The organism is Halorussus sp. MSC15.2 (assembly GCF_010747475.1).
Lineage (GTDB): Archaea > Halobacteriota > Halobacteria > Halobacteriales > Haladaptataceae > Halorussus.
The window spans coordinates 414,948-438,795 of record NZ_VSLZ01000003.1 but is presented as its reverse complement, the minus strand read 5'-3'; the positions used below and the strand labels follow the sequence as shown (position 1 = coordinate 438,795).

Sequence of the window (23,848 nt, the reverse complement as noted above, 5' to 3'; positions counted from 1 at the left end):
GGTCAGCGATTACTGGACGGTCTGACCGAGTGGTCCCCGCACGCAGGCGGCCGACCTCGCGTTCTCCGGGGGTAGCCGCTTGCCACGGTCGAGGGTCTGGTCGGGTCGGCGGTACCGTTCCACGTCCGGAACCGGTTCGGCCCCGTAATCTGATGGTCTAACTAGTCGTGGCGATGGCACTCGGATACTGGCGGTCCTCGTGGACCGACGCAGCCTCGACGTCGGTGGTCTCGACGTCCTCGACAGCGAGTACGTCCCGCGGACGCTGGTCGAGTCGTCAGCGCCGCCGGAGTTCCGCAAGCACCAACTATTACGTCCTGTAGCGACACCCAAACCGCATGAGCCACCGTCACAGGGACGACCGACCCGGAGGAGGGACCCGCCCGTGACCGACGGCATCCGCGTCGGCGCGGACGTGGGCGGCACCTTCACCGACGTAGCGCTGCTGACGCCCGGCGACGAACTCGTCACCGCGAAGGTCCCGACCACCGACGACCAGAGCGAGGGCGTGCTGGCCGGAATCCGGAAGGCCTGCGAGAAGGCCGACCTCGACCCCGAAGACGTGGACGCCTTCTCGCACGCGATGACGGTCTCGACCAACGCGCTGCTGGAGGGCGACGGCGCGGAGACCGCGCTCGTCACGACAGAGGGGTTCCGCGACGTGCTGGAAATCGGGAGACAGGACCGGCCCGCGCTCTACGATTTGAACGCCGAGAAACCCGACCCGCTCGTCCCCCGGCGCAGGCGGTTCGAGGTCGCCGAGCGCGCCACCCCCGAGGGCGTCGAACGCGAAGTGGAACTGAGCGAGGTCCGGGACCTCGCGGACCGAATCCGCGAAACCGACGCCGAGAGCGTCGCGGTCTCGCTGCTCCACGCCTACGCCGACCCCCGGAACGAGCGAGCGGTCGCCGAGGTCCTGCGCGAGGAACTCGACGCGCCGGTCTCGGCGTCCCACGAGGTGCTCGCGGCGTTCCGGGAGTACGAGCGCACCGCCACGACCGTCGTGGACGCCTACGTGACGCCCAAAATCGACGCCTACCTCGGGCGACTCGTCGAGCGCGCCGAGTCCGCCGGGATTCCGGCCCCGCTGGTCATGCAGTCGAACGGCGGCATCGCCGACGCCGAGACGGTCCGCGAACACGCCGTAACGACGTGTCTGTCTGGCCCGGCTGCGGGGGTCGTGGGCGCGGCCGCGACCGCTGAGAGAGCGGCCGCGGAGCGAGCGACCGCGGAAACCGACGGCGCGGCCGCGACCGCCGAGAGCGCCACCGAGGCACCCGGTCTCGTCACGTTCGACATGGGCGGCACCTCCAGCGACGTGAGTCTCGTCAGGGAGGGCGACGTCGAGCGCACCACCGAGACCGAAATCGGCGGGCGACCCGTGGGCGTCCCGATGGTGGACGTGACGACAGTGGGCGCGGGCGGCGGAAGCATCGCGTGGGTGGACGCCGGGGGCGCGCTCCGGGTCGGTCCCGAGTCGGCGGGCGCGGACCCCGGCCCGGCGTGCTACGGGAAGGGCGGCGAGCGACCGACCGTCACCGACGCCAACGTCGTCCTCGGCTACCTCGGGGACGACACCGCGCTCGGGGGCGAACTCTCGCTGGACGTGGCGGCCGCGCGCGACGCGCTCGCGGCCCTCGCCGACGAAGCGGACCTGTCGGGACCCGTCGAGGCCGCCCGCGGCGTCTACCGCGTGGCGAACGCCGACATGACTCGGGCGGTCCGGGAAGTCACGGTCGAGCGCGGCCACGACCCCCGGACGTTCGCGCTGGCGGCGTTCGGCGGCGCGGGACCGATGCACGCCGCGGCGCTGGCCGACCGACTCGACGTGACCCGCGTCGTCGTCCCGCGGGCCTGCGGCGTCCTGTCGGCGTTCGGCCTGCTCGCGGCCGACGAGACCCGCGACGCTGTCCGGACCTACCGCACCGCGCTCGATGCGGCCGACCCCGAGGGGGTGTCTGGGGTCCTCGCGGACCTCGCCGACGAGGCGCGGGCGGACCTCCGGGACCCCGAGGCGGCCGAAATCGTCCGGCGCGCCGACCTCCGGTACGCGGGCCAGAGCTTCGAGTTGCCCGTCGAGGTCGGCGAGTCGTTCGACCCCGAGGCGGTCGAACGTCGCTTCCACGAGGCCCACGAGACGGCGTACGGCTACCGGATGGACGAGGCGGTGGAACTCGTCGGCCTGCGGGTGCGCGCGACCGTCGCGCGCGAGACGCCGCGCGTCGCCTACGAGAGCGCGGGCGAGGCCAGAATCGGCGAGCGCGAGGCCGACTTCGGCGGCGAGTTCCGCGAGGTGCCCGTCTACCGCCGGGAGGCGCTGCCGGCGGGCGAGACGTTCGCGGGTCCGGCCGTCTGCGAGCAGGCCGACAGCACCGTGGTCGTCCCGCCGAACTGGCGGGCCGCGGTGCGCGAGGACGGGACGCTGGTACTGACCGAGCGCGGAGGCGAAGCGACCGACGCGGAGGGTCGAGCATGACCGACGCTGACCTCGACCCCGTCGAACTCGAAATCCTGCGGAACCAACTGGAGAGCGTGGCCGAGGAGATGGGGCAGGTGCTGATTCGGGGCGCGTACTCGCCCAACATCAAGGAGCGACGGGACTGCTCGACCGCGCTGTTCGACGCCGACGGTCGGATGGTCGCGCAGGCCGAGCACATCCCGGTCCACCTCGGCGCGATGCCCGAGGCGGTGGCGGCGGTGCTGGAACGGGACCCCGACCCCGGCGACACCTTCGTCGTCAACGACCCCTTCGCGGGCGGCACCCACCTGCCGGACGTGACGCTGGTCTCGCCGCTCGCGCCCCCGGAGGCGGACGGCGGGGCGGGCGAGGAAATCGTGGGCTACGCGGTCTCCCGCGCCCACCACGCCGACGTGGGCGGGATGACGCCGGGGAGCATGCCCGCGGGCGCGCGAGAAATCTATCAGGAGGGCCTGCGCCTCCCGCCGGTCCGCCTCGTCACGGGCGGCGAGGTGAACGAGGACGTGCGCGACCTCCTGCTGGCGAACGTCCGGACGCCCGACGAGCGCCGGGCCGACCTCCGGGCGCAGATGGCCGCCAACGAGAGGGCCGAGGAGCGCCTCGGCGACCTGCTGGCCGACCACGGCGACCGCCTACTGGCGGCGTTCGACGCGGTGATAGCGTACTCTCGCGAGCGCGTCGAGAGCGAACTGGCCGACCTACCGGACGGCGAGTACGCGGCCACCGACTTCCTCGAAGGCGACGGCGTTAGTGACGACGACGTGCCGGTCCAAGCGACGGTCGAAATCGACGGCGCTTCGCTCGCCGTCGATTTCTCGGGGACCGCCGAGCAGGTTCCGGGTAACCTCAACGCGCCGCTGGCGGTCGCCAAGAGCGCGGTCTACTTCGTCGTCCGGTGTCTGACCGACCCGGAAATTCCCCCGAACCACGGGTGCTACGCGCCGGTCTCGGTCAGCGCGCCGGAGGGGAGTCTGCTGAACCCGACGCCGCCCGCGGCCGTGGTCGGGGGCAACGTCGAGACGAGCCAGCGCGTGACCGACGTGGTCGTCCGCGCGCTGGCCGAGGCGGTGCCCGACCGCGTGCCCGCGGAGGGACAGGGCACGATGAACAACCTGATAATCGGGAGCAGGGACGGCGGCTTCACCTACTACGAGACAATCGGTGGCGGGTTCGGCGCGCGTCCGACGAAGGACGGCATGGACGGCGTGCAGGTCGGGATGACCAACACGCTCAACACCCCGGTCGAGGCGCTGGAGACCGAGTACCCCCTTCGCGTCGAGCGCTACGCCCTCCGGCAGGACAGCGGCGGCGCGGGGCGACACCGCGGCGGTCTCGGACTCGAACGCTCGATGACTGTCGAGACCGACGCGACGGTCTCGCTGCTGACCGAGCGCCGCAGACACGCGCCGAAGGGACTCGACGGCGGGGAGTCGGGCGCGCTCGGCGAGAACCGCATCGACGGCGAGCGCGTCGGCACGAAGACCACCGTCGAGGTCGAGACCGGGACGACGGTCACGGTACTGACCCCCGGAGGCGGCGGGTACGGCGACCCGAGCGAACGGACCGACGAATCCCGCGAGTCCGACCGCGTGGACGAGTCCGCCTCTGACCGGGCGTGAGTTCTCTCGGCGCTTGCACCGAACTGGGCCGCTCGACCCTACTTCTACCGCGAAGAGCAGGTAAGAAACGCCGCGCTCCGCCGACGAGGCAGAACCTCTAAGTTATCAATCCCGCAACCTACCTCTGTGGACCGTGATACCGCACGCCCTGTCGTCCTCGCGCTGTTAGCAGTCGTCGCTATCGGCTTCGCCGCCGCGACGCTGGACTCGGCGGTCCTCGCCGAATCGTCCGGCGGGTTCGGGTTCGGCGCGCCGAGTTCGGACGCGGGCGTACAGAACGGCAGTCAGCCAAGTCTGGAGTTCGGGAACGTATCGTCCGACACGACCGGCGGGACGCCGATGGACGTCCCCTGCTACGCGTTCCTCGACACGTGGTGGGCCATCGCCCTCATCCTCGGGGTGTTCTCGCTCGGCGCGTACGCCGCGTACCGTCGCCTCGGGGGATTCGGCGTCGTGGCGTACGCCGGGCCGGTGGGCGTCCCCATCCTGTTCGGCCACGCGCTCCTGACCCTCTGCACGGACCCCGTGCCGAACGCACGGAGCGCGCTGTTCGAAGGCGGGAACGTCTCCCTCGCGCCTGCGGGCGGGAGCGGTGCACCCGGCGGTGCCAACGGGACGACGTTCACCGACCCCTCGTTCCTCCTGATGGCGGGTCTGGGCGTCGCGCTCCTCGCGGCCGTCGCGCTCCTGTTCGTCTCCTCCAGCGGCGACGACCCCGAGGAGGACGAGACGTTCGCGGACCCCGACGACACCGGAGACGTGCGCGCGGTCGGCCGGGCCGCGGGCGAGGCCGCAGACCGCATCGAGAACGCGACCGACGTGGACAACGAGGTGTTCCGCGCGTGGCGCGAGATGACCGACCACCTCGACGTGGCCAACCCCGCGGCCAGTACGCCCGCGGAGTTCGCCGCGGCCGCGGTCGAAGCGGGCATGGCCCGCGAGGACGTGGACCGACTCACCTCGCTGTTCGAAGAGGTCCGGTACGGCGGCGAGTCGGCGACCGAGGAGCGCGAACAGCAGGCGCTCGACGCCCTCAGGCGCATCGAGCGCGAGTACGCGGGTCCGACCCCGAACGCCGGTCGGCCCTCGGACGCCGGTTCGCAGTCGGACGGGTCTCGGTCCTCGGACGCTACCAGCGGAGGTGACGCCGAGTGACCGACGGCAACGACCATCCGATTCTGACCGCCGTCGGTCTGGTCGCGGTCGCGCTCGGCCTGCTGATGGCGTTCGTCCCCGGGTTCGCCGCCGCCATCGGCACCGGCTACGCCGCGGTGACGGTCGTCGGCCTGCTCGCGCTGGTGCAGGCGGTTCGGGTCGCCCGGTCCCGGCAGGCCACCGAGGTAGCGGCCACCGAGACGCCCGACGTGGAGACGGTCGAGACGGCGCCGACCCCTGGCGACGAGTTCGACCGGACAGTCGCCGAACTCCGGTCGGGACCGCGACGGGACCTTATCCGCGAGCGAGCGGACCTGCGCGAGACGCTCGAAGCCGCCGCAATCACCGCCGTCGCCGACCGGGAGAACTGCTCGCGCGAGCAGGCCCGCGAGCGACTCGACGCCGGAACGTGGACGGACGACCGGCACGCGGCGTCGTTCCTCGGCGGAGAGGACGCCCCCTCGCCGCCCGTCTTCGACCGGGTGAGACTCGCGGTCAGCACCGAGTCGCCCTCCCAGTACCGAATCCGGCGAACCGCGGACGCCGTCGCTCGGGCGGCCGGAGTCGAACCGGCCGACGCCGAGTCGTCCGGTTCTCGGGACGACGGCGAATCCGGCGAAACTGACCCGGGCGGTACCGAGACCGACGGCAGCGCCGAGACCCGTGCCAGCGCGTCCGCTGGCACGACCGACACTGGGGAATCAGACTCCTCTCGAACCGACGCGAGGACGGACGACGCCCGTCGAACGGAGGCCGAAGCGTGAAGTCGATTCGACAGACGAAACGGTGGCGCGGCGTCAGTGTGGTCGCCCTGCTGGCGGGGTCGCTGGGCGTCCTCTTCAGTCGGCCGCTGGTCCTGCTGTCGGGGGTCGTCGGGGTCGCGTTCGCGGCCTACGCCCGGACCGCGGGCACGCCCGAGGTGGCCCTCGACGTGACCCGGACGCTCAGCGACGACGAACCCCTGCCGGGCGAGGAGGTGCAGGTCAGGCTCGTCGTCGAGAACGTCGGCGACTCGATGCTGGCCGACCTCCGACTCGTCGATGGGGTTCCGGAGGCCCTGCCCGTGACAGACGGGTCGGCCCGCCTCGGGACCGCGCTCCGACCGGGCAAGACGGCGTCGTTCACCTACACCGTCGAGGCCGAACGCGGCGACCACGAGTTCGACCCCGTGACCGCCATCGTCCGAGACTTCAGCGGCGCCATCGAGGTCGAGACCGAAGTCGAGTGTGAGACCCTCCTCCGGTGCGTCCCGAAACTCGGAACGACCGTGGACATGCCCCTGCGCGCTCAGACCACCCAGTACACCGGCCGGGTGACGACCGACGTGGGCGGGTCGGGCATCGAGTTCCACGCGACCCGCGAGTACCGGCCGGGCGACCCGCTCTCTCGGGTCGACTGGAACCGCCTCGCGCGAACGGGGGAACTCACGACCGTCCAGTTCCGCGAGGAGCGGGCCGCCAGCGTGGTCGTCCTCGTGGACACCCGCGAGAAGGCGTATCTTGCCCGGGGCGACGACGAGCGCAACGCGGTCCAGTTCGGCGTGGACGCCGCGGGCAAGATGGTCACGAGACTCCTCGACGCGGGCGACCGCGTGGGACTGGCGTCGTTCGGTCCCGAGACGTGCTGGCTCGCGCCCGGCGCGGGCCACGACCACCAGGCCCGCGCCCGGGACCTGCTGGCGACCCACCCGGCGTTCGCGCCGACGCCCTCCGAGGAGATGTTCTACCCGACGACACGCCTCAAACAGCTTCGAAAGCGACTCCCGGCGTCCTCGCAGGTCGTCTTCGTCACGCCGCTGTGCGACGACTTCGGCCCGGAGGTCGCGCGGCGACTGGACGCCGAGGACCACCTCGTGACGGTCGTCAGTCCCGACCCGACGTCGACTCGGACCGCGGGACAGCGATTCGCTCGAACCCAGCGCGACCACCGCGTCTCGAAACTCCGCCAGAGCGGGGTCCGGGTCGTGGACTGGGACACCGACGAGTCGCTGGGCGTCGCGCTCGCTCGAATGGCTCGCGTCACACGGGGTTCAGCATGACCCGCGAAATCGACCGGTCGCCCGCCCGCCTGTCGTCGGCGCTGGCGGTGACCGCGGCCGGAATCGCGGCGGGGACCAGCGCGCTCACCGGGTCCACCGGACTCGCGGCCGGTGCGGCCGGATTCTTGGTGGTCGCGCTCGGCGTCTTCTGGGGGTCGCGACGCGCGGTCACGCTCGGTTCGACCGCGCTCCTCGTCGCCGCGCTGGCCGGCGGTCTGGCGTTCCCCACCCCGTACCTGCTCCTGCCGGGGGTCATCGCCGCGGTGCTGGCGTGGGACCTCGGCGAGCAGGCCATCACCGTCGGCGACCAGTTGGGACGGGAGACCGACACGACCCAACTGGAGGCGACTCACGCCGCCGGGAGTACGGTTGTCGCCGTGGGCGCTGGCGGTCTGGGGTACGGCATCTATCTGGTCTCGGCGGGCGGTAGGCCGGTGACCGCGCTGGTCTTCCTGCTGCTGGCCGCGGTGGTGCTCACGTCGGCGCTCCGGAACTGAGACTTCTATTTTCGAGCCACGTCCGGTTCGATTTCCATCCTCGTGCTCGGTGTTGGCGATTCCAAGTAGCGCACTCTCGATTTCATCCCGGCGTGTGCGGGCGCGGCGCTCTCGTGCGCCGCGCCCACCGCGCGAGGGACGAGCACCGGAGACCGTCGGCCGAGTAGCGCAGTCGGTTGGTGAGATGAGAGGCTCTCACGGTGCCGCTGCGGTGCTGTGCGGTGGACTCCCGTGTTCGAGCCTGAAACTAGCTTCTTCTGCGCAACCACTTCGACTCCGAGGGCAACAGACGAGACGCGAGGGGCAATAGACGAGATTCGAAGGACGACAGACGAAACTCCGGGAGTGACAGTCGAACCGCCGGGAGACCACGAGCAACCCGACGAGAAATCCGCCCCGAGCGCTTTCAGCCCCGCATCTCGCGGCGGAGTCGCCGCAGTTGGCGTTCTACCCGCCGGGCCTGTTTCTCGGCGTTCGGGTCGAGGTCCGCGAGTTCCGTCTCCTCGTCCTCTTCGGTGGCGTCCGCCGACTCCTCCCCGGACTCGTCTGCGTTCATGGTTCCGGGTGGTCGCCGGACTGATGTAAAGGCGAGCCAAGCGGAGTGAAAGTGAAACTGACTACCGCGTCGCGGTCGATTCCGGTTTCGCGACCCACGTGGATACGCCGCCGTTCCGCTCGACGCGGATTTCGTACCGGTAGGGCGTCGGCGGACGAATCTCGTCGTCCAGTCGGAACTTCGTCCGGTCCTCACCGTCTACGCGGACCGCGGCCCGGAACTCGCCGGTGGGCGAGTCCCACGCGTCTTCGATGCCGACGACGTAGTCGGTGTCACTGTCTGCGGTGTCGGCGTCCCCGTTGTCGGAGGTCCGAGGACCGAGTTCGTACGTCCGGTCGAGAATCTCCGCGCCGTCGTGGAAGAGTCTGAGCGCGAGGGCGTGGGTCTCGGCGTCGGTGTTCCGGAGGGTGATGCTCCGCAACGCCGGTTCGGGGGCCGACCCGTCGAGGACGGCCGTACACCCCGGGCCGACGGCGCAGAGGCTGGCGACTCCGGTAGCGAGAACCGACCGTCTGGAGGGCATCTGTCGGACTACTCCACCGTCGGCACGGGGACGCTGTCCAGCACGTGGTCCACGATGGCGGACTTCGCCACGTTGTTGACCTGCGCGTCGGGCGTGAGGACGACGCGGTGGGCGAGGACGGGGTGGGCCACGCGCTTCACGTCGTCGGGGGTGACGAACTCCCGGCCCTGCATCGCGGCGTAGGCCCGGGTCGCCTCGAAGAGGCGCTGGGTCCCGCGCGGGGAGACGCCGACCGACACCCGGCGGTCCTCGCGGGTCTCGCGGGCGACGTTCGCCATGTACTCCAGCAGGTCGTCGTCCACGCGGACCGACTCGGGCACCTCACGGAGGTCGGTGACGAGTCGCTCGTCCAGCACGGTCCCGACCGACGGACTCTGGGCGCTCCGGCCCGCGCGTCGGCGGAGCAGTTCGTACTCGCCCTCGGTCTCGGGGTAGCCGATGGAGGACTTGACGGCGAAGCGGTCCACCTGCGCCTCGGGCAGGGGGAACGTGCCCTCCTGCTCGACGGGGTTCTGGGTGGCGATGACGAAGAACGGTTTCGGCAAGTCGTGGGTGTCGCCGTCCACCGTGACCTGCCCCTCCTCCATGGCCTCCAGCAGCGCGGCCTGCGTCTTGGGCGGCGCGCGGTTTATCTCGTCGGCCAGCACGACGTTCGCGAAGATGGGACCCTCGTTGAACTCGAAGGTCCGGTCCTGCTCGTTGAACACGTGCGTGCCGGTCACGTCCGCGGGGAGGAGGTCGGGCGTGAACTGGACCCGCGAGAACGAGAGACCCAGCGCCGACGCGAAACTCCGCGCGGTCAGGGTCTTGCCCGTTCCGGGCACGTCTTCGAGGAGGGCGTGACCGCCGGCCATCACGCCGAGGAGCACGGTTTCGAGGAACTCTCGGTCGGCGATGACCGCGTTGCCGATGGCATCGAGGACGGCGTCACACTGCTCGTTCGCCTCGGTTACGTCCATACCCTACCCGGAGTGGTGGCACCCGCTTCAAGGTGACGGTCTACTGAACTGTGGCGCGAGAATCGAAATCACTAAGACGGAGAGGGCAGTATGATTGAGTGAGCCGAGGTAGCCTAGCCCGGCCAAGGCGGTTGCTTCGAGAGCAACTGTCCTTCACGGACACAGGAGTTCAAATCTCCTCCTCGGCGTCACCAAACTTCTTCCGCACTCACCTTCGATAGCGACGTCTATTCGGTCGATTTCCGAATTACCGAGGGTACTCGACGCGCTCCGTCTCAGAATCGCAACGCGAGATTCAGAACAGCAACGTGAAGTTGTGGACGCCGAGGAATCCGTACCAGACGCCCGCCGAGCAGTAGGTGACGACCCGGAACGCGGTGGGGTAGTCGTCGGGTGCCCACCCGTCCGGAGTCAGTCGGGCGACTGCCTCGCCGCTCTCGGCGAGGACGACCACGCCCGCCACCGCGAGGACGACGGTGATGAGCACGCCCGTGACCATACCGAACTCCGACATCAGCGTGCGGGTGAGCCACATCGACTCGTAGACGTCCTCGCGGAGCGAGAGGACGGTTACGGTGCTGATGGCGTCGAGGGCCTTGCCGACGAACAGCACTACGAACAGCGTGTAGCGGTCCGCGCCGACCCCGAACCGGCCGCCGTCTATCGCGTATGAACTCGGAACCGAACTGTTCGACACGTCCCGTTCGACGCCGCTACCGTCCTTTGTTATAGACTCCAAACGCCGCCGGTAACGACCGTCCAACTCGACGGTCGCCGGTCGTCGCCGGGAGTAACGACCCAATACTCTCCCGTGCAGCGTCTTCTCGGTCGGAGCCAGCGCGTCCGCGAGTCAGTTCAGACGCCAGAGTTCGTAGTTGAGCGCGGTGGCGAACCCGACCCAGAGCAGATACGGGACCAGCAAGGCGGCGGCCCGGCGGTCGATGCGGGCGAACGCGGCGACGGTGGCGGCGACGAGTACGAGGAGCGCGACGATGACGACGAGACCGCCGACGATGGCCTGCGACCCGAAGAACACCAGCGTCCACGCCGCGTTGAGACCCAGTTGGACGCCGAACAGGGCGAGCGCCGTCCGTCGCGCTCGACCCCGGTCGCTCCGCCAGACGAGGTACAGCGCCACCCCCATCAGGAGGTAGAGCGCGGTCCAGACCGGGCCGAACACCCAACTCGGCGGCGTGAACGCGGGTTTGACCAGCGTAGGATACCACGTCGCTACCTCGTCGGCAGTCAGAATCGACGGGACGATGCCCGCGAGTTCGCAGGCGAGGACGCTGGCAACGAGCGCGGCCCAGTGGGTGTTCCCGCCGGAGTCTCCTCGCTTCGGGGTCTCGGTGAGGGTCATGCGACCACCTAAGTGGGGAGCGGGGAAAGGGATGGAGGGTCGCAGGACGGATGCTCCCGGGCGCGAATCCCGACGCACCACCGCAACTTACAGGGCGACCCTCCCCATCTCTGTCCGTATGTCACCGACCGTAGACGACCTCAGAAACGAAATCCGGGAGACCGTCGGCAGGTACGAGCGCGTCGAATCGACCGCCTTCACCAAGGAGGCCCTCGCGGCCATCTGCGACGCGGTGGACTACGACATCGACGCGAACCGTCTCCCGTCGAAGTCCCAGATGCGGGCAGGTATTCTGTGGAAAATCGGCATTGCGGACGAGGACGACCCGGAGAGCGCGGGGAGCGCGTTCCGGAAGGCGGAACTCGAAGCAGTCGCGGCCGCGCTTCGAGACGACGAGTGAACTGACCGCTCAGTCGTCGGCGACCGCGGTCTCGGTCTCGGGTTCGGCCGGGAGCAGTCGGTCGAGCGCGTCCACCATCGCGGTGACGCTCGCTCGGGTGATGTCGCCGTCACTGGACGCGACGGTCACCGACCGGTCGCCACGGCGCATCTCGACTTCGACCGTGACCACCGCGTCGGTGCCGCCGGTAATCGCGTCCACGTGGTAGGATTCGAGTTGGAAGTCCGTCGCGGCGTCCGAGTCGCCCACCGCCGTCCTGACCGCGGTGACCGCGGCGTCTACCGGCCCGTCGCCGGTGCCGCTGGCGACGCGCTCGTCGCCGTCCACGTCGAGTCTGACGCTCGCGGTCGGGATGCGCCCGCCGCTGGTGGCGGTGAGTTCCCGGAGTTCGACGCGTCGGTCGCGCTCGCGGCCCTGCACGTCCTCGGCGATGGCGAGCAGGTCGGCGTCGGTCACGCGCTTGTTCCGCTCGGCGAGGTCCTGTACGCGGGTGACGACCTCGCGGAGTTCGTCGTCGCTCACCTCGACGTCGTGTTCGGAGAGCGCGGCCTTCGCGCCCGCCCGGCCAGTGTGCTTGCCGAGGACGAGGCGTCGCTCCCTGCCGACCGTCTCGGGCGGGTAGGGTTCGTACATCTGCTCGTCTTTGAGGGTACCGTCGGTGTGGATGCCCGACTCGTGGGCGAACGCGTTCTCGCCGACGACCGCCTTGTTCGGCGCGAGCGCCACGTCGGTCGCGTCCGCGACTGTCCGGGCGAGGTCGTAGAGTTCGGTCGTCTCGACCGTCTCCACGTCGTAACAGTGGGCGAGTGCGATGGCGACCTCTTCGAGCGCGACGTTGCCGGCGCGCTCGCCGACGCCGTTGACCGTGGCGTGGACGAGGTCCGCGCCGCCGCGACGCTGGCGAGGGCGTTCGTCACGGCGAGTCCGAGGTCGTCGTGAGTGTGGGTACTGGTCGGCCCGAGGTCGGCGAGTCGGGAGACCGCCTCGCGGGTGTGTTCGGGTCCGGCGTGGCCCACGGTGTCGGCGTAGCAGAAGCGGTCCGCGCCCGCGTCGTGTGCGGCCTCGGCGAGTCGTTCGAGGAAGTCGAGGTCGGCCCGCGACCCGTCCTCTCCGATGACCTCGACCCAGAGACCGTGGTCGCGTGCGTACGCCACGAGGTCGGCGGTCGTCTCGACCACCTCGTCGCGGGTCGTCCCGACCTTCCCCTCGACGTGGCGGTCGCTGGCGGGGACGACGAGGTTCACGCCGTCCACGCCGCAGTCCAGCGCGAGGTCCACGTCGTTCCGGACGCCGCGGGCGAAACTGGTGACCCGGGCGTCCAAATCGAGGTCCGTCACGCGCTGGATGGTCTCGCGCTCTACCTCGCCGGTGCAGGCGCTCCCGGCCTCGACGACGGCGACTCCCGCGCGGTCGAGCGCCGCGGCTATCTCGGCCTTCTCGTCGGGCGTGAGCGAGATGCCCGGGGCCTGTTCGCCGTCGCGGAGCGTAGTATCGAGGAGTTTCACGTTCGAATCAGCGAGTCCGTCGTCGCGTTCTTCGTGCTGTTCGTCGCGGTTCGATGGAGATGTGTTATCGGGGGGACCCCCGAATAAATCGTTCACTGGCCATGATTGACCACGCCTCCCGTTTCGCTCGGCCGTAGTTAAGCGGGCCTTTGTGACAGACCGGTCTGTCGGACCGGCGTTACCCCCGGACGACGCGGACTTCGTCGCCGACCGCTACGTCGTCTGCGCTCCCTGCGGGAAGTTCGACCAACTGGTCTGCCTCGGCCTCCGCTAGTCCGGTCCACGGCGAGAGGCGCTCCGTCCGCGTCACCTCGCCGTTCTGAAGCCACAGCACGTCCAGCGGGAAGGGGACGAACACCATGTGAACGTCTCGACTCGCCACGTCGTCGAACCGGAAGACCAGCGCGTAGTCGTCGGGAACCGACCGCCGGAACATCAGCCCCCTCGCCTTCGAGAGGAACGAGTCGGCGGTCTCGACCTCGGTGGCGAGGGTCTCGCTCCGACTGTCAGACTCGTGTACTAATCGCACGCCCGGAGGTGTTCCCGGCGTCGGCAAAAGCGTTTCCGTCGCCGAGGACTCGCGCGGGCGTTGCCGAACAGGTTCGGGACCGTTGCAACGAACTGCAACTGACGGGATGTCGGCGTCAAGCCCGGAATAACGGACTCACAGCCAATCTAGCCCGCTTTCATCGGTGAGCGAGTGTGTCCGACTCCTCCACTACAACGACCACCTACTGTCGAGTCCGGCGCGACGGAACGCCCTTCGTGAGTGCTTGAACCGTGGGTAGCGGTACCGTCTCGAACTGTAATGGATTGTTTACTCGCCATTGAGTAAACCTTTTAAAATTCCTCCGTCTACATTGAGTCGATGACCGAAACGCCCACCGAATCGCTCGTATCACCGCACCGAAAACCATGATTTGGCAAGACGCCGTCTTCCTCTGCGGGAGCGTCTTCTCGCTCGTCGTCCTCGTCCCGACCCTCCGCGATTCGATGGCCAACGTCCCGTTGGGCACCGCGCTCCCGTCCGCCACAATCGGATTCGTCTACGGCACGGCCTTCTTCACGCTCGGTATGACCATGTCCGCGGTCGGGTCCGTCCTTACTGGCGTCATGTGGAGTCTCATCGCCGCGCTCCGCTCGCCCCACCCCTACAACTCCTCGTCGGACTCCGAGGTCTCGCGCTCGACCGACTCGACGACGAACGGCGCGCCGCACGCCGACTGACGCACTTCTCCGAGACCGCCGCTACGGTTGTGCACACGCCGTTACTTCTGTCAGAACGTTCCTCTCACCGACGGAACCGTGTTCGACGACACCCCGTCCGAGATTCGGAGTTACGTCGTCACTCCGTCTGCTCGCGGTCGGCCATCTCGCGGAGACCGAGCGTTCGGTAGCCGTCGAACTCGCCGCGTTCGATTTCGGTCTCTATCTCGGCGTGGGTCTCGCGGTCGATTCGCGCGAGGTGACAGAGCGGGTGGCCGGGTAACGCCACCGGGTTCTCCAGTACGCCGACGATGATGCCGGTGAACGGGGCCGTTATCGGGTGTTCCTCCCGCTTGAAGTGGTCGGTAATCGTACAGATGGTGTCGCCCTCGTGGACGAGCGGATACGGTCCCCACTCCATCTCTACGAGTCCGCCGGTCTCGGCGCGCAACCAGCGTTTCTCCTGCTCGCCGCCCAGCACTTTGTGCCACTTCGCCGAGGTTACGGGTTCGTCCGGGAGGACGTCGTACTCGGCGAGGACGTTGTTCACTCCTTCGACCGCCTTGTCGATGAGGGGTCGCTGAAAGCGGTGGGCCTTGCCCATCTCCACCGTGATGGTCGGGATACCGTCGCCGGTGGCGACCGACCGGAGCGACGTCTCCTCGCCTTCCCCGTCGAGGATGACGTTGGCGTTGAAGGCGTGGGCCAGTCGGTCCACCGCCGGGTTCGAGACGTCCGCGCGGATGTGGTACATCGTCGTCCGGTTGCGCGTCGAGGTGTGGAAGTCGATGCCCAAATCGCACTGACTGACGAACCGGCGATAGATTTTGTTCGCCATGCGCTCGGCCGTGTTGCTCCGCTCTTTGCCGGGGAACGAGCGGTTGATGTCTTGGTCGTAGATGGGGATGTCGCGCTGTTGGGCGAGGTAGCCGGGAACGTTCACGACGTGGAGACAGACCAGCGTGCCGTGGAGGTCGTCGGGGTCGTAGCGGTCCGCGACCTCCTGCACCACCTTCACGCCGTTGAGTTCGTCGCCGTGAATCGCGGCCGTGAGAAACACGTTCGGTCCCGCCTCTGTCCCGTTGATTATCGTTATCGGGACCTCGACGGGGTCGCCGAGGTAGGTCTCTCCGACCTCGTATCGAACGTGGCGCGTCTCGCCGGGCGGGACCTCCCCGTCGTACGTGAACGGTTCGGGTCGCTCGTTCTCGGACATGAAACTTGAAACTCCGTGAGAAGGGGCCGACTCGACCGTGTTGTGTCTATCGTTTACCAGCGGCGTCGCTCGGGGCGCGTTCAGAACGATAGCCCGACCGTTTTTATCCGACGCCGCCCGAACCAGTGACGAGGCATGAAGGAGACGCCCTCCGGAACCCCCGTCGGCGTGGACGACCCCTACGACCACGCCGGGGTCTGCGACCACCTCACCGACGAGGGCAAGTGCCGGTACGCCTTCGAACACCCCGAACAGGACCCGGAGTTCGCCCGCGAGCGCAGGCGCGACGACCTGCGGTGTCCCGTCGTCGACCCCGACAGCGAGGCGTCGTGCGCCTCGAAAGCGAGCGGGGTCTCCGGAAGCGAAGCGACCGGAGGCTCGGAAGAGGGTCACTCTGACGGTGTCTCCGGGAGCGGCGACTGGGACTGGGAGTCGTGCCCCCACTTCCGGTGTCGGAACCGGGACCGCGAGTGCGTGCGGTGCGGTCTGGAAGAGCGCCGGATGGCCCACTCCGAGGAGCGACCGCTGCTGGAGGAACACCACCTCTCGTACGCGGGCGGCGGCGAGACCGTCGGCCACGAGATTACGGTGTACCTCTGTCGCTGGTGTCACGCCAAGGTCCACAAGTCGTGGGCGCGCATCGACGACGACGTGAACCCCGACCCAGAGGCCATCGCCGAGAAGGAGGGCCGCCGGTCGCGCGAGCAGTTCGAGACCAGTTTCGAGTCGGCGGCCGACCGATTCGACCTCGACGACGAGTGACCGGACCCCGCGGCAACAACGATTATTGACGTCGCGCCCCTGCTTTTGGTGCCATGGACGAGCAACTCGACAGACGCGGCTTCCTCCGTCGCGCGGGCGCGGCGTCGTTCGGGGTCGCCGGACTGGCCGGAGGCGTCGCCGCACAGGAGGGCGGCGGTGTACAGTATTTCCGGATGGTCGTCCCTCGGGTGGACCTGTTGGAAGCCGATTTCGCTAATCGGGTCGTGTTGGTCTCCGAACCGAACCAACCCGGGTTCCGCCCGCCGGACGCCTGCTTCCCGGAGGTGCCCGAGTCCGCCGACGACCAGTGGATATCCTACGACGCCACCGTCATCGACCCGACGGAGACGGAGGGGTTCTTCGGCGGCGACCCGAACTCCATCGGTGGCTTCGAGGACACGGCGGCGTTCGTGGGCGACCCCGTGCCGCCGCGGTCGCTCTACCGCGTCGTCGGCGGCGAACCGTGCGGAGGCGGCGACTTCTACCGACTCCAGACCCACGAACTCGTCCCCGGCCTCGCCAACTTCCTCGACGTCGCGGTGGAGCGACTCGACGGCGACGAGGAGGACGGCGGCGGCGGTGGGGCCTGAACCGCAGGGTATCGGCACCGCCGCGCCGACTCCTCCGACCCGTCGTTCGAACGCTCGGACGCCGAGTGAGAACGAGTCGGTCGGACCGCGGCTACTCCGTCCGGGACACCGTCGCCGCGTCTCGCTCGCCGAGTTCGTCGGCGTCGCGGTCCACGCGGAAGTCCTCTAGCATCTCCATCAACTCGTCGGCCTGCCGCGCCAAGTGGTCGGCGCTCTCGGTGACTTCAGACACCGCCGCCGACTGCTCTTCGGTCGCCATGGCGACTTCCTCGGCCTCGTCGGCCGACTGTTCGCTGAGGCGAGTCACTTCGTCCATCATGCTCACCACTTCCTCGGTCGAGGCGGCCTGCTCGTCGGTGGCGGAGTTTATCTGCTGGATGCCGACCGCGGTCTCCTCGACGTTCTCGACGATGGATTCGAGCGACTGCTGGGCCTCGTTGACAGTCTCGACGCCCGAGGAGACCTGACTCTGAGTCTCCCGGATGTCGGCGACCGTCTCGTCGGTCTCACCTCGAATTTCCGCTATCTGGTCCTCGATGTCCTCGACGGCGTCCTTGGACTCCTGCGCGAGCGCCTTTATCTCATTGGCGACGACCTCGAACCCGTCGCTCGACCCGTCGGCGGCCGCCGCCTCGATGTTGGCGTTGAGCGCGAGCAGGTTGGTCTGGTCGGCGATGTCGCGGATGAGGTCGACTATCTCGCCTATTTGCTCCATCTCTGACTGGAGACCGTCTATCTGTTCGACGGTGTCCTCGGTCTCGGACTCGATTCTGTTCATCGTCTCGATGGCCTCTCGGGCGGCCTCGCGGCCGTCCTCGCCGAGCGACTGGGTGCTCTCGGCCGCCTCCGTGACCTCGTTGGCCGAAGCGGCGACCTCCTCGATGGTCGCCGAGAGGGTGCTTATCTCGCTCGACGTGGTGTCGAGGCTCTCCTGCTGTTCGCGCGCCCCTTCGGAGAGCTGTTGGCTAGCCTCGCTGACCTGCTGGCTGGTGTCCTCGATGTCCGCGGTCCGGGCGGTGACCTCCTCGCTCGCGCTGGCGACGTTCTCGGCGAAGTCGCGGACGTCCTCCACGGTGGTCTCGAGTTCGGCCATCATCTCGTTGAACTCCACGGCTATCTGGTCCATCGCCTCGCTCTCTCCGTCGGTGTCCATCCGCTGGGTGAGGTCGCCGTCGGCGGCCGTCTCCATCACCTCGCCGAACTCGTTGGCCTTCCGGACCAGCGACTCGCTGAGCGCTTCGGCCTCCTGCTTCGCGCCCTCGGCCTCGTCGCGGGCGCGTTCGATGTCGGTGACCATCGTTTCGAGGTCGTCGCCCATCCGGTCGAGCGCCTCGCCGAACGTCCCCGGCACGTCCTCGTCGAGGACCGGGTCGTCGAAGTTCTGGTCGGCGAGCGCGCCCGCTTGGTCGGCCACCGTGTTCAGGTACGCCCGCATCGCCGCGAACGAGTCGAACAGCGACCCCATCTCGTCGTCGCGAGTCGTGTCGGGGAGTTCGACGTCGAGTTCGCCGTGCGCGATGGCGTCGGCCTTCGCCGCGAGCATGTCCAGCGACTGGGCGGTCCGGCGGCCGATAGTGACCGCAACCAGTCCCAGACCCACGAGCATCACGACCAATAGCCCGCCGATGTTACGCGTCACCTGCGTCTGGAGCGCGTAGGCCTGCTGCTTCGGGACGTGGTACGTGAGGACCCAGTCGGTCCCGACGACCGGTGTCGTGGCCATCACGTACTCGCCCTCGGCCATCCCGGTCTGGGCCGAGACGGTTCGGAAGGTGGTACTCCCCTCGAACCCGGCCGCCACCGCATCGGGCATCGTCCCGTCGTCACTGTACTGGTCCAGCAGGTTCGCGTTGCGGTTGTCGAGGACGATGGTGCCCTCGGAGTTGACCACTTTCACGTCCCCGGTCGCGATGGGCGAGTTGAACCCGAGCGACCGCTTCTGGAGCGACGCGGTGAGAACGAGCGCGCGGGCGTCGCCGACGGGCGTGACGAACGCCACGACCGGTCCCGACTTCCCCTCGTACGGCGCGGACACGCTGACGGTCCCGTCCGACACGTCACTGAGATTCCCGGCCCACGGGGTCTGGTCGTCGCTGATGGTCTTCCCCACCTTCTGGTCGTCGGTGCTCTCGACGACCGTGCCGCTGGACGGGTCGAGGTAGTGAATCGACTGTACGTCGCCGGGGAGTTGGACGAGTCGTTGCTCCAGCAGGGTTCCGACGGCCTCCTCGTCGCTGGAATCGACCGACGACGCGATGAATCCGGTCGTCGATTTCTTCTTCTCCACCCAACTGCGCACGGCGTCGGCCTCCTCGTGGGCGATACCGGTTATCTCGGCCTCGGTGTCGTCCTCCACGATGCGCTGGGTGTCGAAGTGGATGAACGCGCCGATGGAACCGACCAGAACGACCACGAGGAGCAACACGAGGTTGAACTTGGCCGCGTAGCTCCCGCGAATCCGCTTCGGTAAGCGTCGCTCCAACCAGCTAACTGCGCTCCCGAGTCGGTCGCGGACTCCGTTTTCACTCATCGGTGGCCCCCTCGAAGAACGACGTCTTCACGAGTTCGAGTTCCCTGACCGTCCCGCCTCGCACCCGCTGGATGACGTAGGGGTTGAGCGGTTCGAGGTCCTCGTTCAGGTCCACGCTGCTCGACGCGCCCTCGTAGTTGATTTCGCGTCCGGCGTCGAGCAGTTGCTTCGCCCGGCCGAACTCGCCGACCGTGACCGTGTGGCCGCGGCCGCCCGACACCGCACGGAGGTTCTCCGCGACCGCCTTTGGCGTCGCCTCGCCCGCGCGTTCGACCGCGAGCGCCTGCAGGAACAGCGCGTCGTAGGCGTGCTGCGTGTACGGCGGGAGCGGTGCGATGTCGCCGAGTTTCTGGGCCAACTTCTGGGCACCGGTCGAGCGCTGGGACGCCATCGTGGCCCCGTACAGCCCTTCGAAGTATCGCGGCGGGGCGTCCGGGATGAGTCCCGCGCTCAGCACCCAGTCGCCCTCGTAGCCGCTCTCGACGCCCCGTTGGAGGACGCCCTTCGTACTCCCCGGCGAACTCACGACCGCGATGGCGTCCGGGTCGTCTCCGGTGACCTGCGCGATGGTGTCGTCGTACGAGTCCTTCCCGGCCTCGAACGTGACTTGGTCGGTCACTCGTCCGTCGAACGCGGCGGCGACCTCTTGGGCCAGACTGTTCCCGAACGCGTTGTTGAGGTAGAGAATCCCCACGTCGTCGGCCCCGACGTGTTTGTCGTCGTTGAGCGCCTTCGCCATCACGAACGCCTGCTGGATGTCGTTGGGCGCGGTCCGACCCACGAACTTGACGTCGTCGTTGTAGCCGCGAGCGGCCAGCGTCGGCGTCGTACTGGACGGACTCACCTGCACGATGTCGTTCTCGCTCACGAAGTCCGCGAGGACGAGCGACACGTCGCTCACCAGCGCGCCGACGAAGCCGACGGCACCCTCCGAGACGAGTTTCTCGCACTCGCCCACTGCCGTCTCGCCGTCCACCTTGCTGTCGTGCGTGCGTAGTTCGATATCGCTGTCCAGCGGTCCGCCCGCCTGTCGAACGTCCGCGACGGCCTGTTCGACTGCCTTGGTGTGTGCCGTCCCGAGTTCTCCGAGTAGTCCGTCCATCGACGTCGGCAGGACGGAACCGAAGGTGACCGTTCCTCGGCCGCCCCGGAGCGTTCCGAGGCAACCGGAGAGCGACCCGACCCCGGCGAGAGCGACGCCGCTTCGCGCGAGGTAGGACCGCCGGGAGTAGTTCGAGTGCATTGCTGACCTACTTTAAAAATTACAGTTATATATATTCCGGTCCGACAGCTAAATAATTAGGAACCGAATAACTGACTGGTAGAATAAAGGTCCCGGAGCGTATATTTGAGAACGTATCTGTCCGTTTGGAGAGCATCGGTCGGCACCCGCCGGAAGACTTCGCGTCTTCGAACTCCTTTAGTAGGGCTGTTAACTACGATTCGTCAATGACTCGTATCGTCGTGGTGGACAACCACGGGCAGTTCACGCACCTCGAACACCGAGCACTGCGCGACATGGGCGTCGAGACCGAAATCATCGACAACACGACACCGCCGGAGGAAATCGACGCCGACGGACTCGTCCTCTCGGGCGGTCCGGACATCGACGACATCGGCAACTGCGCCGACTATCTCGAACTCGACGTGCCGATTCTGGGTATCTGTCTCGGCATGCAGATAATCGCCGACGAACTGGACGGTCGGGTCGGCGAGGGCGAGTACGGCGGCTACGCCGACGTGACGGTCGAGATTCTGTCCGACGACGACCCGCTCGTCGGGTCGCTCGCGCCCGAGACCCGCGTCTGGGCCAGTCACGCCGACGAGGTCAAGGAAGTCCCGGACGGATTCACCAGAACCGCGACCAGCGACGTGTGCGGCGTCGAAGCGATGGCCGACGCCGACCGGGACCGCTACGGCGTCCAGTGGCACCCCGAGGTGGCCCACACCGAGGAGGGCGAGGAAGTGTTCGAGAACTTCCGCGCCGTCTGCGAGTAACTCGTCGGGTCCCGATTACCGTGCCGCCTCCGGCGGCCGACGTAAAACTTTTTCCGACCGTACGCGACACGAATAGCAATGATAGTCGTTCACGCCAGCGTCCCTATCGACCCTGACCGACGGGAGGAGGCGCTCGAACGCGTTCGAGACCTCGCCGAACGCACGCGGGCCGAGGACGGCGTCATCGACTACGCGGCGACGACGGACCTCTCCGACCCGAACGTGGTGCGATTCTTCGAGCAGTACGAGGACGAGGCGGCGCTCGACGCCCACCAGCGGACCGACCACTACCGCGAGTGGGCCGAGGCGCTTCCGGAGTTCCTCGACGGTGGCGTCGAGGACCTCGACGTCACGCAGTTCGCGGTGGACGAGGCGTTCGACCCGAACGCGAGCGCCGCCGACTGAGTCCGGAACGCGAACGGCCGGACACTGCCGGACGAACGCAGTCGAACCACCGGACGGCCGTCACCCGTCGGCCCGGAGTAGTACCTTTTATCCTTCCGCGACGAAACCCCCGAGTATGACAGCGACGCAGGGCGACCTCGCTAGCCTCTCGCGGTACATCTTCCGCGCGCCGCGGTGGTACGCTAGCGTGACGTTCGCGCTCCTCATCGCCGCCATCGCGGGCGTCGGCGCGTTCGACGCGGGATTCGTGCTGGAGGACGCGTGGCAGGGCGTGTTCTTCATCGGAGTGCCGACCGTCGTGGCGAGTCTGCTGACGACGCCGGTCGACCGCCGTCTGGGCGGTCAGTTGACCTACAACCGGTCGTCGCTGCTGGCGCTGACCTGCGAGGGCATCATCGTCGCCATCATGGCGGGCGCGGGAGCGGTGGCCGCCCTGTCGGCGAACCTCGGCCAGCAGTTCGTCTTCGACACGCTCATCGTCGGTCTGGCCTCCGTGTTCGCGCTCCGCCTGCTGGTCGTGATGGCGGTCTCGGGCCGGTCGGTCCTCGTGGCCGCGGTCCCCGCTAGCCTCCAGACCGGCACGGCCGCCCTGCTGTTCTTCATCTACAGCGGGACGATGAAGTACCTCCACGTCGGCGGCGGCCCGGTCGTCGAGGTGTTCTTCAACCGCGTCGAGGAAGCGCCGCGGGCGCTGAACGTCATCGAGGCCCAGGACTTCGCCCTGCTCGCGGTGATGTGTCTCATCTACGGGTTCGCGGTCTGGGCGTTCGTCCAGTTCATCGACCGACCGTGGAAGCGGAGTCTGGGCGTGAGCGTCCTCGACTTCATCCGCGGGTTCATCGGCCACATCGCGGAGGGAACGAACGAACTCGAAGGGTTCTTCGAGGACATCGGCGAGGAGGCGGTGGTGCCCGTCTCGGTCCTCGCGTTCCGCCGCGAGGACGGGTCGGAGAAGGCCCGGTTCGTCCTGCCGATGATTCACCCCGGTCCGATGGGCGAAATCGGCGGCGGCAACCTCCCCCGGCGCGTCGCCGAGTCTGCCGAGGGCGTCGCCTTCCCGCCCCACGCCACCGCGGGCCACGACTTCAACCTCGTCACCGAGCGCGAGTCGACGAACTCATCGAGACCGCGAACGACGCCTTCGACAACATCGAGTACCACGACACCGCGACGTCGTCGGTCCGCGTTCAGGAGGGCGACGCCAAGATAGTCGGACAGGCGTTCGGCGACGACGCCCTGCTGGTGGCGACCTACTCGCCGGAGTTCGCCGACGACGTGGAGTACGCGGTCGGTCTCTCGGCCGCGGCAGAGGCCCGGTCTGCGGGCGTGGACGACGTGATGCTCGTGGACGCCCACAACTGCAACAACGGACTGGAGGGACCGGACCTCGGCCACGTCTACCCCGGCAGCGAGCGCTCGTTCGACATGATGCAGGCCGCGGGCGAGGCGGGCGACCGACTCGCCGACGCCGAGCAGGCCCCCGTCCGACTGGGGGTCGCGTGGGACGAGACCGACTGGGAACCGCTCGACGGCATCGGTCCGCTCGGCGTCCGGGTCTCGCTCCTCGAAATCGGCGACCACCGCACCGCCTACGTCCTCGTGGACGGTAACAACATGCAACCCGGCCTGCGCGACCGCATCGTGAGCAGACTCACCGGCGAGTCGGTGACGGGCGACGCCGCACCGGACGACGCGGTGGCCGCCGACGGCGCGCCGATTCCCGCTATCGACGTGGCCGAGGTGATGACCACCGACACCCACATCGTGAATCAGGTCGAGGCCTCGAACCAAGTCGGTGAGGCCATCGACGCCGACGACCTCGTCGCGGTCGTGGAACGACTCGTCGGGGAGGCGGCCGACGACCTCGAATCGGTCGAGGCGGGCATGGCCAGCGAGCGCGCGGAGGTGACGGTGTTCGGCAACGACCGGACCGAGACGCTCGCCAGTCACGCCAACGCGGTCATCTCGATGGGCGCGGCGCTGGCGGCGACAGTCGTCATGGCGGCGATGGCCATCAGTCTGCTCATCTTCTTCATCGCGGCGTCGTAGC

At 68.4% G+C, this 23,848-nt stretch carries 21 protein-coding genes, 1 tRNA gene and 2 pseudogenes; 14 read left to right on the top strand and 10 right to left on the bottom strand.

Annotation, left to right across the window (positions count from 1 at the left end):
- Positions 1-385 precede the first annotated feature (385 nt).
- The 6 genes from FXF75_RS13540 to FXF75_RS13515 all read left to right on the top strand — a co-directional run bounded on the left by FXF75_RS13540 (position 386) and on the right by FXF75_RS13515 (position 7,788).
- Positions 386-2,476, top strand: a complete 2,091-nt coding sequence (locus tag FXF75_RS13540) for a hydantoinase/oxoprolinase family protein (RefSeq protein ID WP_163522652.1) — start codon at positions 386-388, stop codon at positions 2,474-2,476.
- Entirely contained in the window at positions 2,473-4,098 is a 1,626-nt protein-coding gene (locus FXF75_RS13535; protein ID WP_163522397.1) for a hydantoinase B/oxoprolinase family protein, read from the top strand. Before FXF75_RS13540 ends, FXF75_RS13535 begins: the two co-directional genes overlap by 4 nt.
- A 126-nt stretch (positions 4,099-4,224) precedes the next feature.
- Positions 4,225-5,253: a DUF4129 domain-containing protein gene (locus tag FXF75_RS13530; RefSeq protein WP_163522396.1), complete on the top strand. Its 1,029-nt coding sequence runs from the start codon at positions 4,225-4,227 to the stop codon at positions 5,251-5,253.
- The gene (locus FXF75_RS13525; protein WP_163522395.1) at positions 5,250-6,017 is read left to right on the top strand and encodes a hypothetical protein; all 768 of its coding nucleotides are present in this window, start codon (positions 5,250-5,252) and stop codon (positions 6,015-6,017) included. Before FXF75_RS13530 ends, FXF75_RS13525 begins: the two co-directional genes overlap by 4 nt.
- Positions 6,014-7,291 (top strand): DUF58 domain-containing protein, encoded by a 1,278-nt coding sequence (locus FXF75_RS13520; protein WP_163522394.1) that lies wholly within the window; start codon positions 6,014-6,016, stop codon positions 7,289-7,291. The genes FXF75_RS13525 and FXF75_RS13520 overlap by 4 nt, the downstream gene beginning before the upstream one ends.
- Positions 7,288-7,788, top strand: a complete 501-nt coding sequence (locus FXF75_RS13515) for a hypothetical protein (protein WP_163522393.1) — start codon at positions 7,288-7,290, stop codon at positions 7,786-7,788. Before FXF75_RS13520 ends, FXF75_RS13515 begins: the two co-directional genes overlap by 4 nt.
- 406 nt (positions 7,789-8,194) lie before the next feature.
- Here FXF75_RS13515 and FXF75_RS13510 read toward each other — a convergent pair whose 3' ends face one another.
- From FXF75_RS13510 to FXF75_RS13500, 3 genes are all read right to left on the bottom strand, one after another.
- Positions 8,195-8,344 carry a hypothetical protein gene (locus tag FXF75_RS13510; protein WP_163522392.1) on the bottom strand — a complete coding sequence of 50 codons (150 nt, stop codon included), beginning with the start codon at positions 8,342-8,344 and terminating at the stop codon, positions 8,195-8,197.
- Between the two features lie 61 nt (positions 8,345-8,405).
- Complete coding sequence (locus FXF75_RS13505) at positions 8,406-8,867, bottom strand: hypothetical protein (protein WP_163522391.1); 462 nt, start codon at positions 8,865-8,867, stop codon at positions 8,406-8,408.
- Positions 8,868-8,875: 8 nt separating this feature from the next.
- A complete protein-coding gene (locus tag FXF75_RS13500) occupies positions 8,876-9,826 on the bottom strand; it encodes a MoxR family ATPase (protein WP_163522390.1) in 951 nt (316 codons plus the stop codon).
- A 102-nt stretch (positions 9,827-9,928) separates the two neighbouring features.
- On the opposite strand from FXF75_RS13500, the gene FXF75_RS13495 reads away from it, so the two are divergent.
- Positions 9,929-10,014 (top strand) — tRNA-Ser (locus tag FXF75_RS13495).
- Positions 10,015-10,121: 107 nt separating this feature from the next.
- Here FXF75_RS13495 and FXF75_RS13490 read toward each other — a convergent pair.
- Both FXF75_RS13490 and FXF75_RS13485 read right to left on the bottom strand, forming a co-directional pair.
- On the bottom strand, positions 10,122-10,565 hold the full coding sequence (locus tag FXF75_RS13490; RefSeq protein WP_163522389.1) for a hypothetical protein: 444 nt from the start codon (positions 10,563-10,565) through the stop codon (positions 10,122-10,124).
- Positions 10,566-10,676: 111 nt separating this feature from the next.
- A complete protein-coding gene (locus tag FXF75_RS13485) occupies positions 10,677-11,186 on the bottom strand; it encodes a TspO/MBR family protein (protein ID WP_163522388.1) in 510 nt (169 codons plus the stop codon).
- A gap of 118 nt (positions 11,187-11,304) precedes the next feature.
- Here FXF75_RS13485 and FXF75_RS13480 point away from each other — a divergent pair, with 118 nt between their 5' ends.
- Positions 11,305-11,586 (top strand): hypothetical protein, encoded by a 282-nt coding sequence (locus tag FXF75_RS13480; RefSeq protein ID WP_163522387.1) that lies wholly within the window; start codon positions 11,305-11,307, stop codon positions 11,584-11,586.
- A gap of 9 nt (positions 11,587-11,595) precedes the next feature.
- On the opposite strand, the pseudogene FXF75_RS13475 reads toward FXF75_RS13480, so the two are convergent.
- A pseudogene (locus FXF75_RS13475) lies at positions 11,596-13,091 on the bottom strand (2-isopropylmalate synthase).
- 178 nt (positions 13,092-13,269) lie between these two features.
- Positions 13,270-13,620 (bottom strand): DUF192 domain-containing protein, encoded by a 351-nt coding sequence (locus FXF75_RS13470; RefSeq protein ID WP_163522386.1) that lies wholly within the window; start codon positions 13,618-13,620, stop codon positions 13,270-13,272.
- Positions 13,621-14,006: 386 nt separating this feature from the next.
- On the opposite strand from FXF75_RS13470, the gene FXF75_RS13465 reads away from it, so the two are divergent.
- Positions 14,007-14,318: a hypothetical protein gene (locus tag FXF75_RS13465; RefSeq protein WP_205427561.1), complete on the top strand. Its 312-nt coding sequence runs from the start codon at positions 14,007-14,009 to the stop codon at positions 14,316-14,318.
- A gap of 118 nt (positions 14,319-14,436) precedes the next feature.
- On the opposite strand, the gene FXF75_RS13460 is transcribed toward FXF75_RS13465, so the two are convergent.
- Positions 14,437-15,513 carry a succinylglutamate desuccinylase/aspartoacylase family protein gene (locus FXF75_RS13460; RefSeq protein ID WP_163522385.1) on the bottom strand — a complete coding sequence of 359 codons (1,077 nt, stop codon included), beginning with the start codon at positions 15,511-15,513 and terminating at the stop codon, positions 14,437-14,439.
- Positions 15,514-15,648: 135 nt separating this feature from the next.
- Here FXF75_RS13460 and FXF75_RS13455 point away from each other — a divergent pair, with 135 nt between their 5' ends.
- Positions 15,649-16,275 (top strand): hypothetical protein, encoded by a 627-nt coding sequence (locus FXF75_RS13455; protein WP_163522384.1) that lies wholly within the window; start codon positions 15,649-15,651, stop codon positions 16,273-16,275.
- A 53-nt stretch (positions 16,276-16,328) separates the two neighbouring features.
- On the top strand, positions 16,329-16,865 hold the full coding sequence (locus FXF75_RS13450; protein ID WP_163522383.1) for a hypothetical protein: 537 nt from the start codon (positions 16,329-16,331) through the stop codon (positions 16,863-16,865).
- A 91-nt stretch (positions 16,866-16,956) separates the two neighbouring features.
- On the opposite strand, the gene FXF75_RS13445 is transcribed toward FXF75_RS13450, so the two are convergent.
- Positions 16,957-19,395 carry a methyl-accepting chemotaxis protein gene (locus FXF75_RS13445; protein WP_163522382.1) on the bottom strand — a complete coding sequence of 813 codons (2,439 nt, stop codon included), beginning with the start codon at positions 19,393-19,395 and terminating at the stop codon, positions 16,957-16,959.
- The gene (locus tag FXF75_RS13440) at positions 19,388-20,638 is read right to left on the bottom strand and encodes an ABC transporter substrate-binding protein (RefSeq protein ID WP_163522381.1); all 1,251 of its coding nucleotides are present in this window, start codon (positions 20,636-20,638) and stop codon (positions 19,388-19,390) included. The genes FXF75_RS13445 and FXF75_RS13440 overlap by 8 nt, the downstream gene beginning before the upstream one ends.
- 206 nt (positions 20,639-20,844) lie before the next feature.
- On the opposite strand from FXF75_RS13440, the gene FXF75_RS13435 reads away from it, so the two are divergent.
- The 3 genes and pseudogenes from FXF75_RS13435 to FXF75_RS13425 all read left to right on the top strand — a co-directional run bounded on the left by FXF75_RS13435 (position 20,845) and on the right by FXF75_RS13425 (position 23,847).
- Complete coding sequence (locus FXF75_RS13435; RefSeq protein ID WP_163522380.1) at positions 20,845-21,393, top strand: GMP synthase subunit A; 549 nt, start codon at positions 20,845-20,847, stop codon at positions 21,391-21,393.
- A 78-nt stretch (positions 21,394-21,471) separates the two neighbouring features.
- Positions 21,472-21,798: a putative quinol monooxygenase gene (locus FXF75_RS13430; protein WP_163522379.1), complete on the top strand. Its 327-nt coding sequence runs from the start codon at positions 21,472-21,474 to the stop codon at positions 21,796-21,798.
- Between the two features lie 115 nt (positions 21,799-21,913).
- A pseudogene (locus tag FXF75_RS13425) lies at positions 21,914-23,847 on the top strand (DUF2070 family protein).
- The last annotated feature ends 1 nt before the right edge of the window (position 23,848 follow it).

Excerpts from the sequence above, each read along its gene's own strand:
- FXF75_RS13535 (WP_163522397.1), top strand. The coding sequence starts at position 2,473 with ATGACCGACGCTGACCTCGACCCCGTCGAACTCGAAATCCTGCGGAAC.
- FXF75_RS13515 (WP_163522393.1), top strand. The coding sequence starts at position 7,288 with ATGACCCGCGAAATCGACCGGTCGCCCGCCCGCCTGTCGTCGGCGCTG.
- FXF75_RS13510 (WP_163522392.1), bottom strand. The coding sequence starts at position 8,344 with ATGAACGCAGACGAGTCCGGGGAGGAGTCGGCGGACGCCACCGAAGAG.
- FXF75_RS13505 (WP_163522391.1), bottom strand. The coding sequence starts at position 8,867 with ATGCCCTCCAGACGGTCGGTTCTCGCTACCGGAGTCGCCAGCCTCTGC.
- FXF75_RS13500 (WP_163522390.1), bottom strand. The coding sequence starts at position 9,826 with ATGGACGTAACCGAGGCGAACGAGCAGTGTGACGCCGTCCTCGATGCC.
- FXF75_RS13485 (WP_163522388.1), bottom strand. The coding sequence starts at position 11,186 with ATGACCCTCACCGAGACCCCGAAGCGAGGAGACTCCGGCGGGAACACC.
- FXF75_RS13480 (WP_163522387.1), top strand. The coding sequence starts at position 11,305 with ATGTCACCGACCGTAGACGACCTCAGAAACGAAATCCGGGAGACCGTC.
- FXF75_RS13465 (WP_205427561.1), top strand. The coding sequence starts at position 14,007 with ATGATTTGGCAAGACGCCGTCTTCCTCTGCGGGAGCGTCTTCTCGCTC.
- FXF75_RS13460 (WP_163522385.1), bottom strand. The coding sequence starts at position 15,513 with ATGTCCGAGAACGAGCGACCCGAACCGTTCACGTACGACGGGGAGGTC.
- FXF75_RS13455 (WP_163522384.1), top strand. The coding sequence starts at position 15,649 with ATGAAGGAGACGCCCTCCGGAACCCCCGTCGGCGTGGACGACCCCTAC.
- FXF75_RS13450 (WP_163522383.1), top strand. The coding sequence starts at position 16,329 with ATGGACGAGCAACTCGACAGACGCGGCTTCCTCCGTCGCGCGGGCGCG.
- FXF75_RS13445 (WP_163522382.1), bottom strand. The coding sequence starts at position 19,395 with ATGAGTGAAAACGGAGTCCGCGACCGACTCGGGAGCGCAGTTAGCTGG.
- FXF75_RS13440 (WP_163522381.1), bottom strand. The coding sequence starts at position 20,638 with ATGCACTCGAACTACTCCCGGCGGTCCTACCTCGCGCGAAGCGGCGTC.
- FXF75_RS13435 (WP_163522380.1), top strand. The coding sequence starts at position 20,845 with ATGACTCGTATCGTCGTGGTGGACAACCACGGGCAGTTCACGCACCTC.
- FXF75_RS13430 (WP_163522379.1), top strand. The coding sequence starts at position 21,472 with ATGATAGTCGTTCACGCCAGCGTCCCTATCGACCCTGACCGACGGGAG.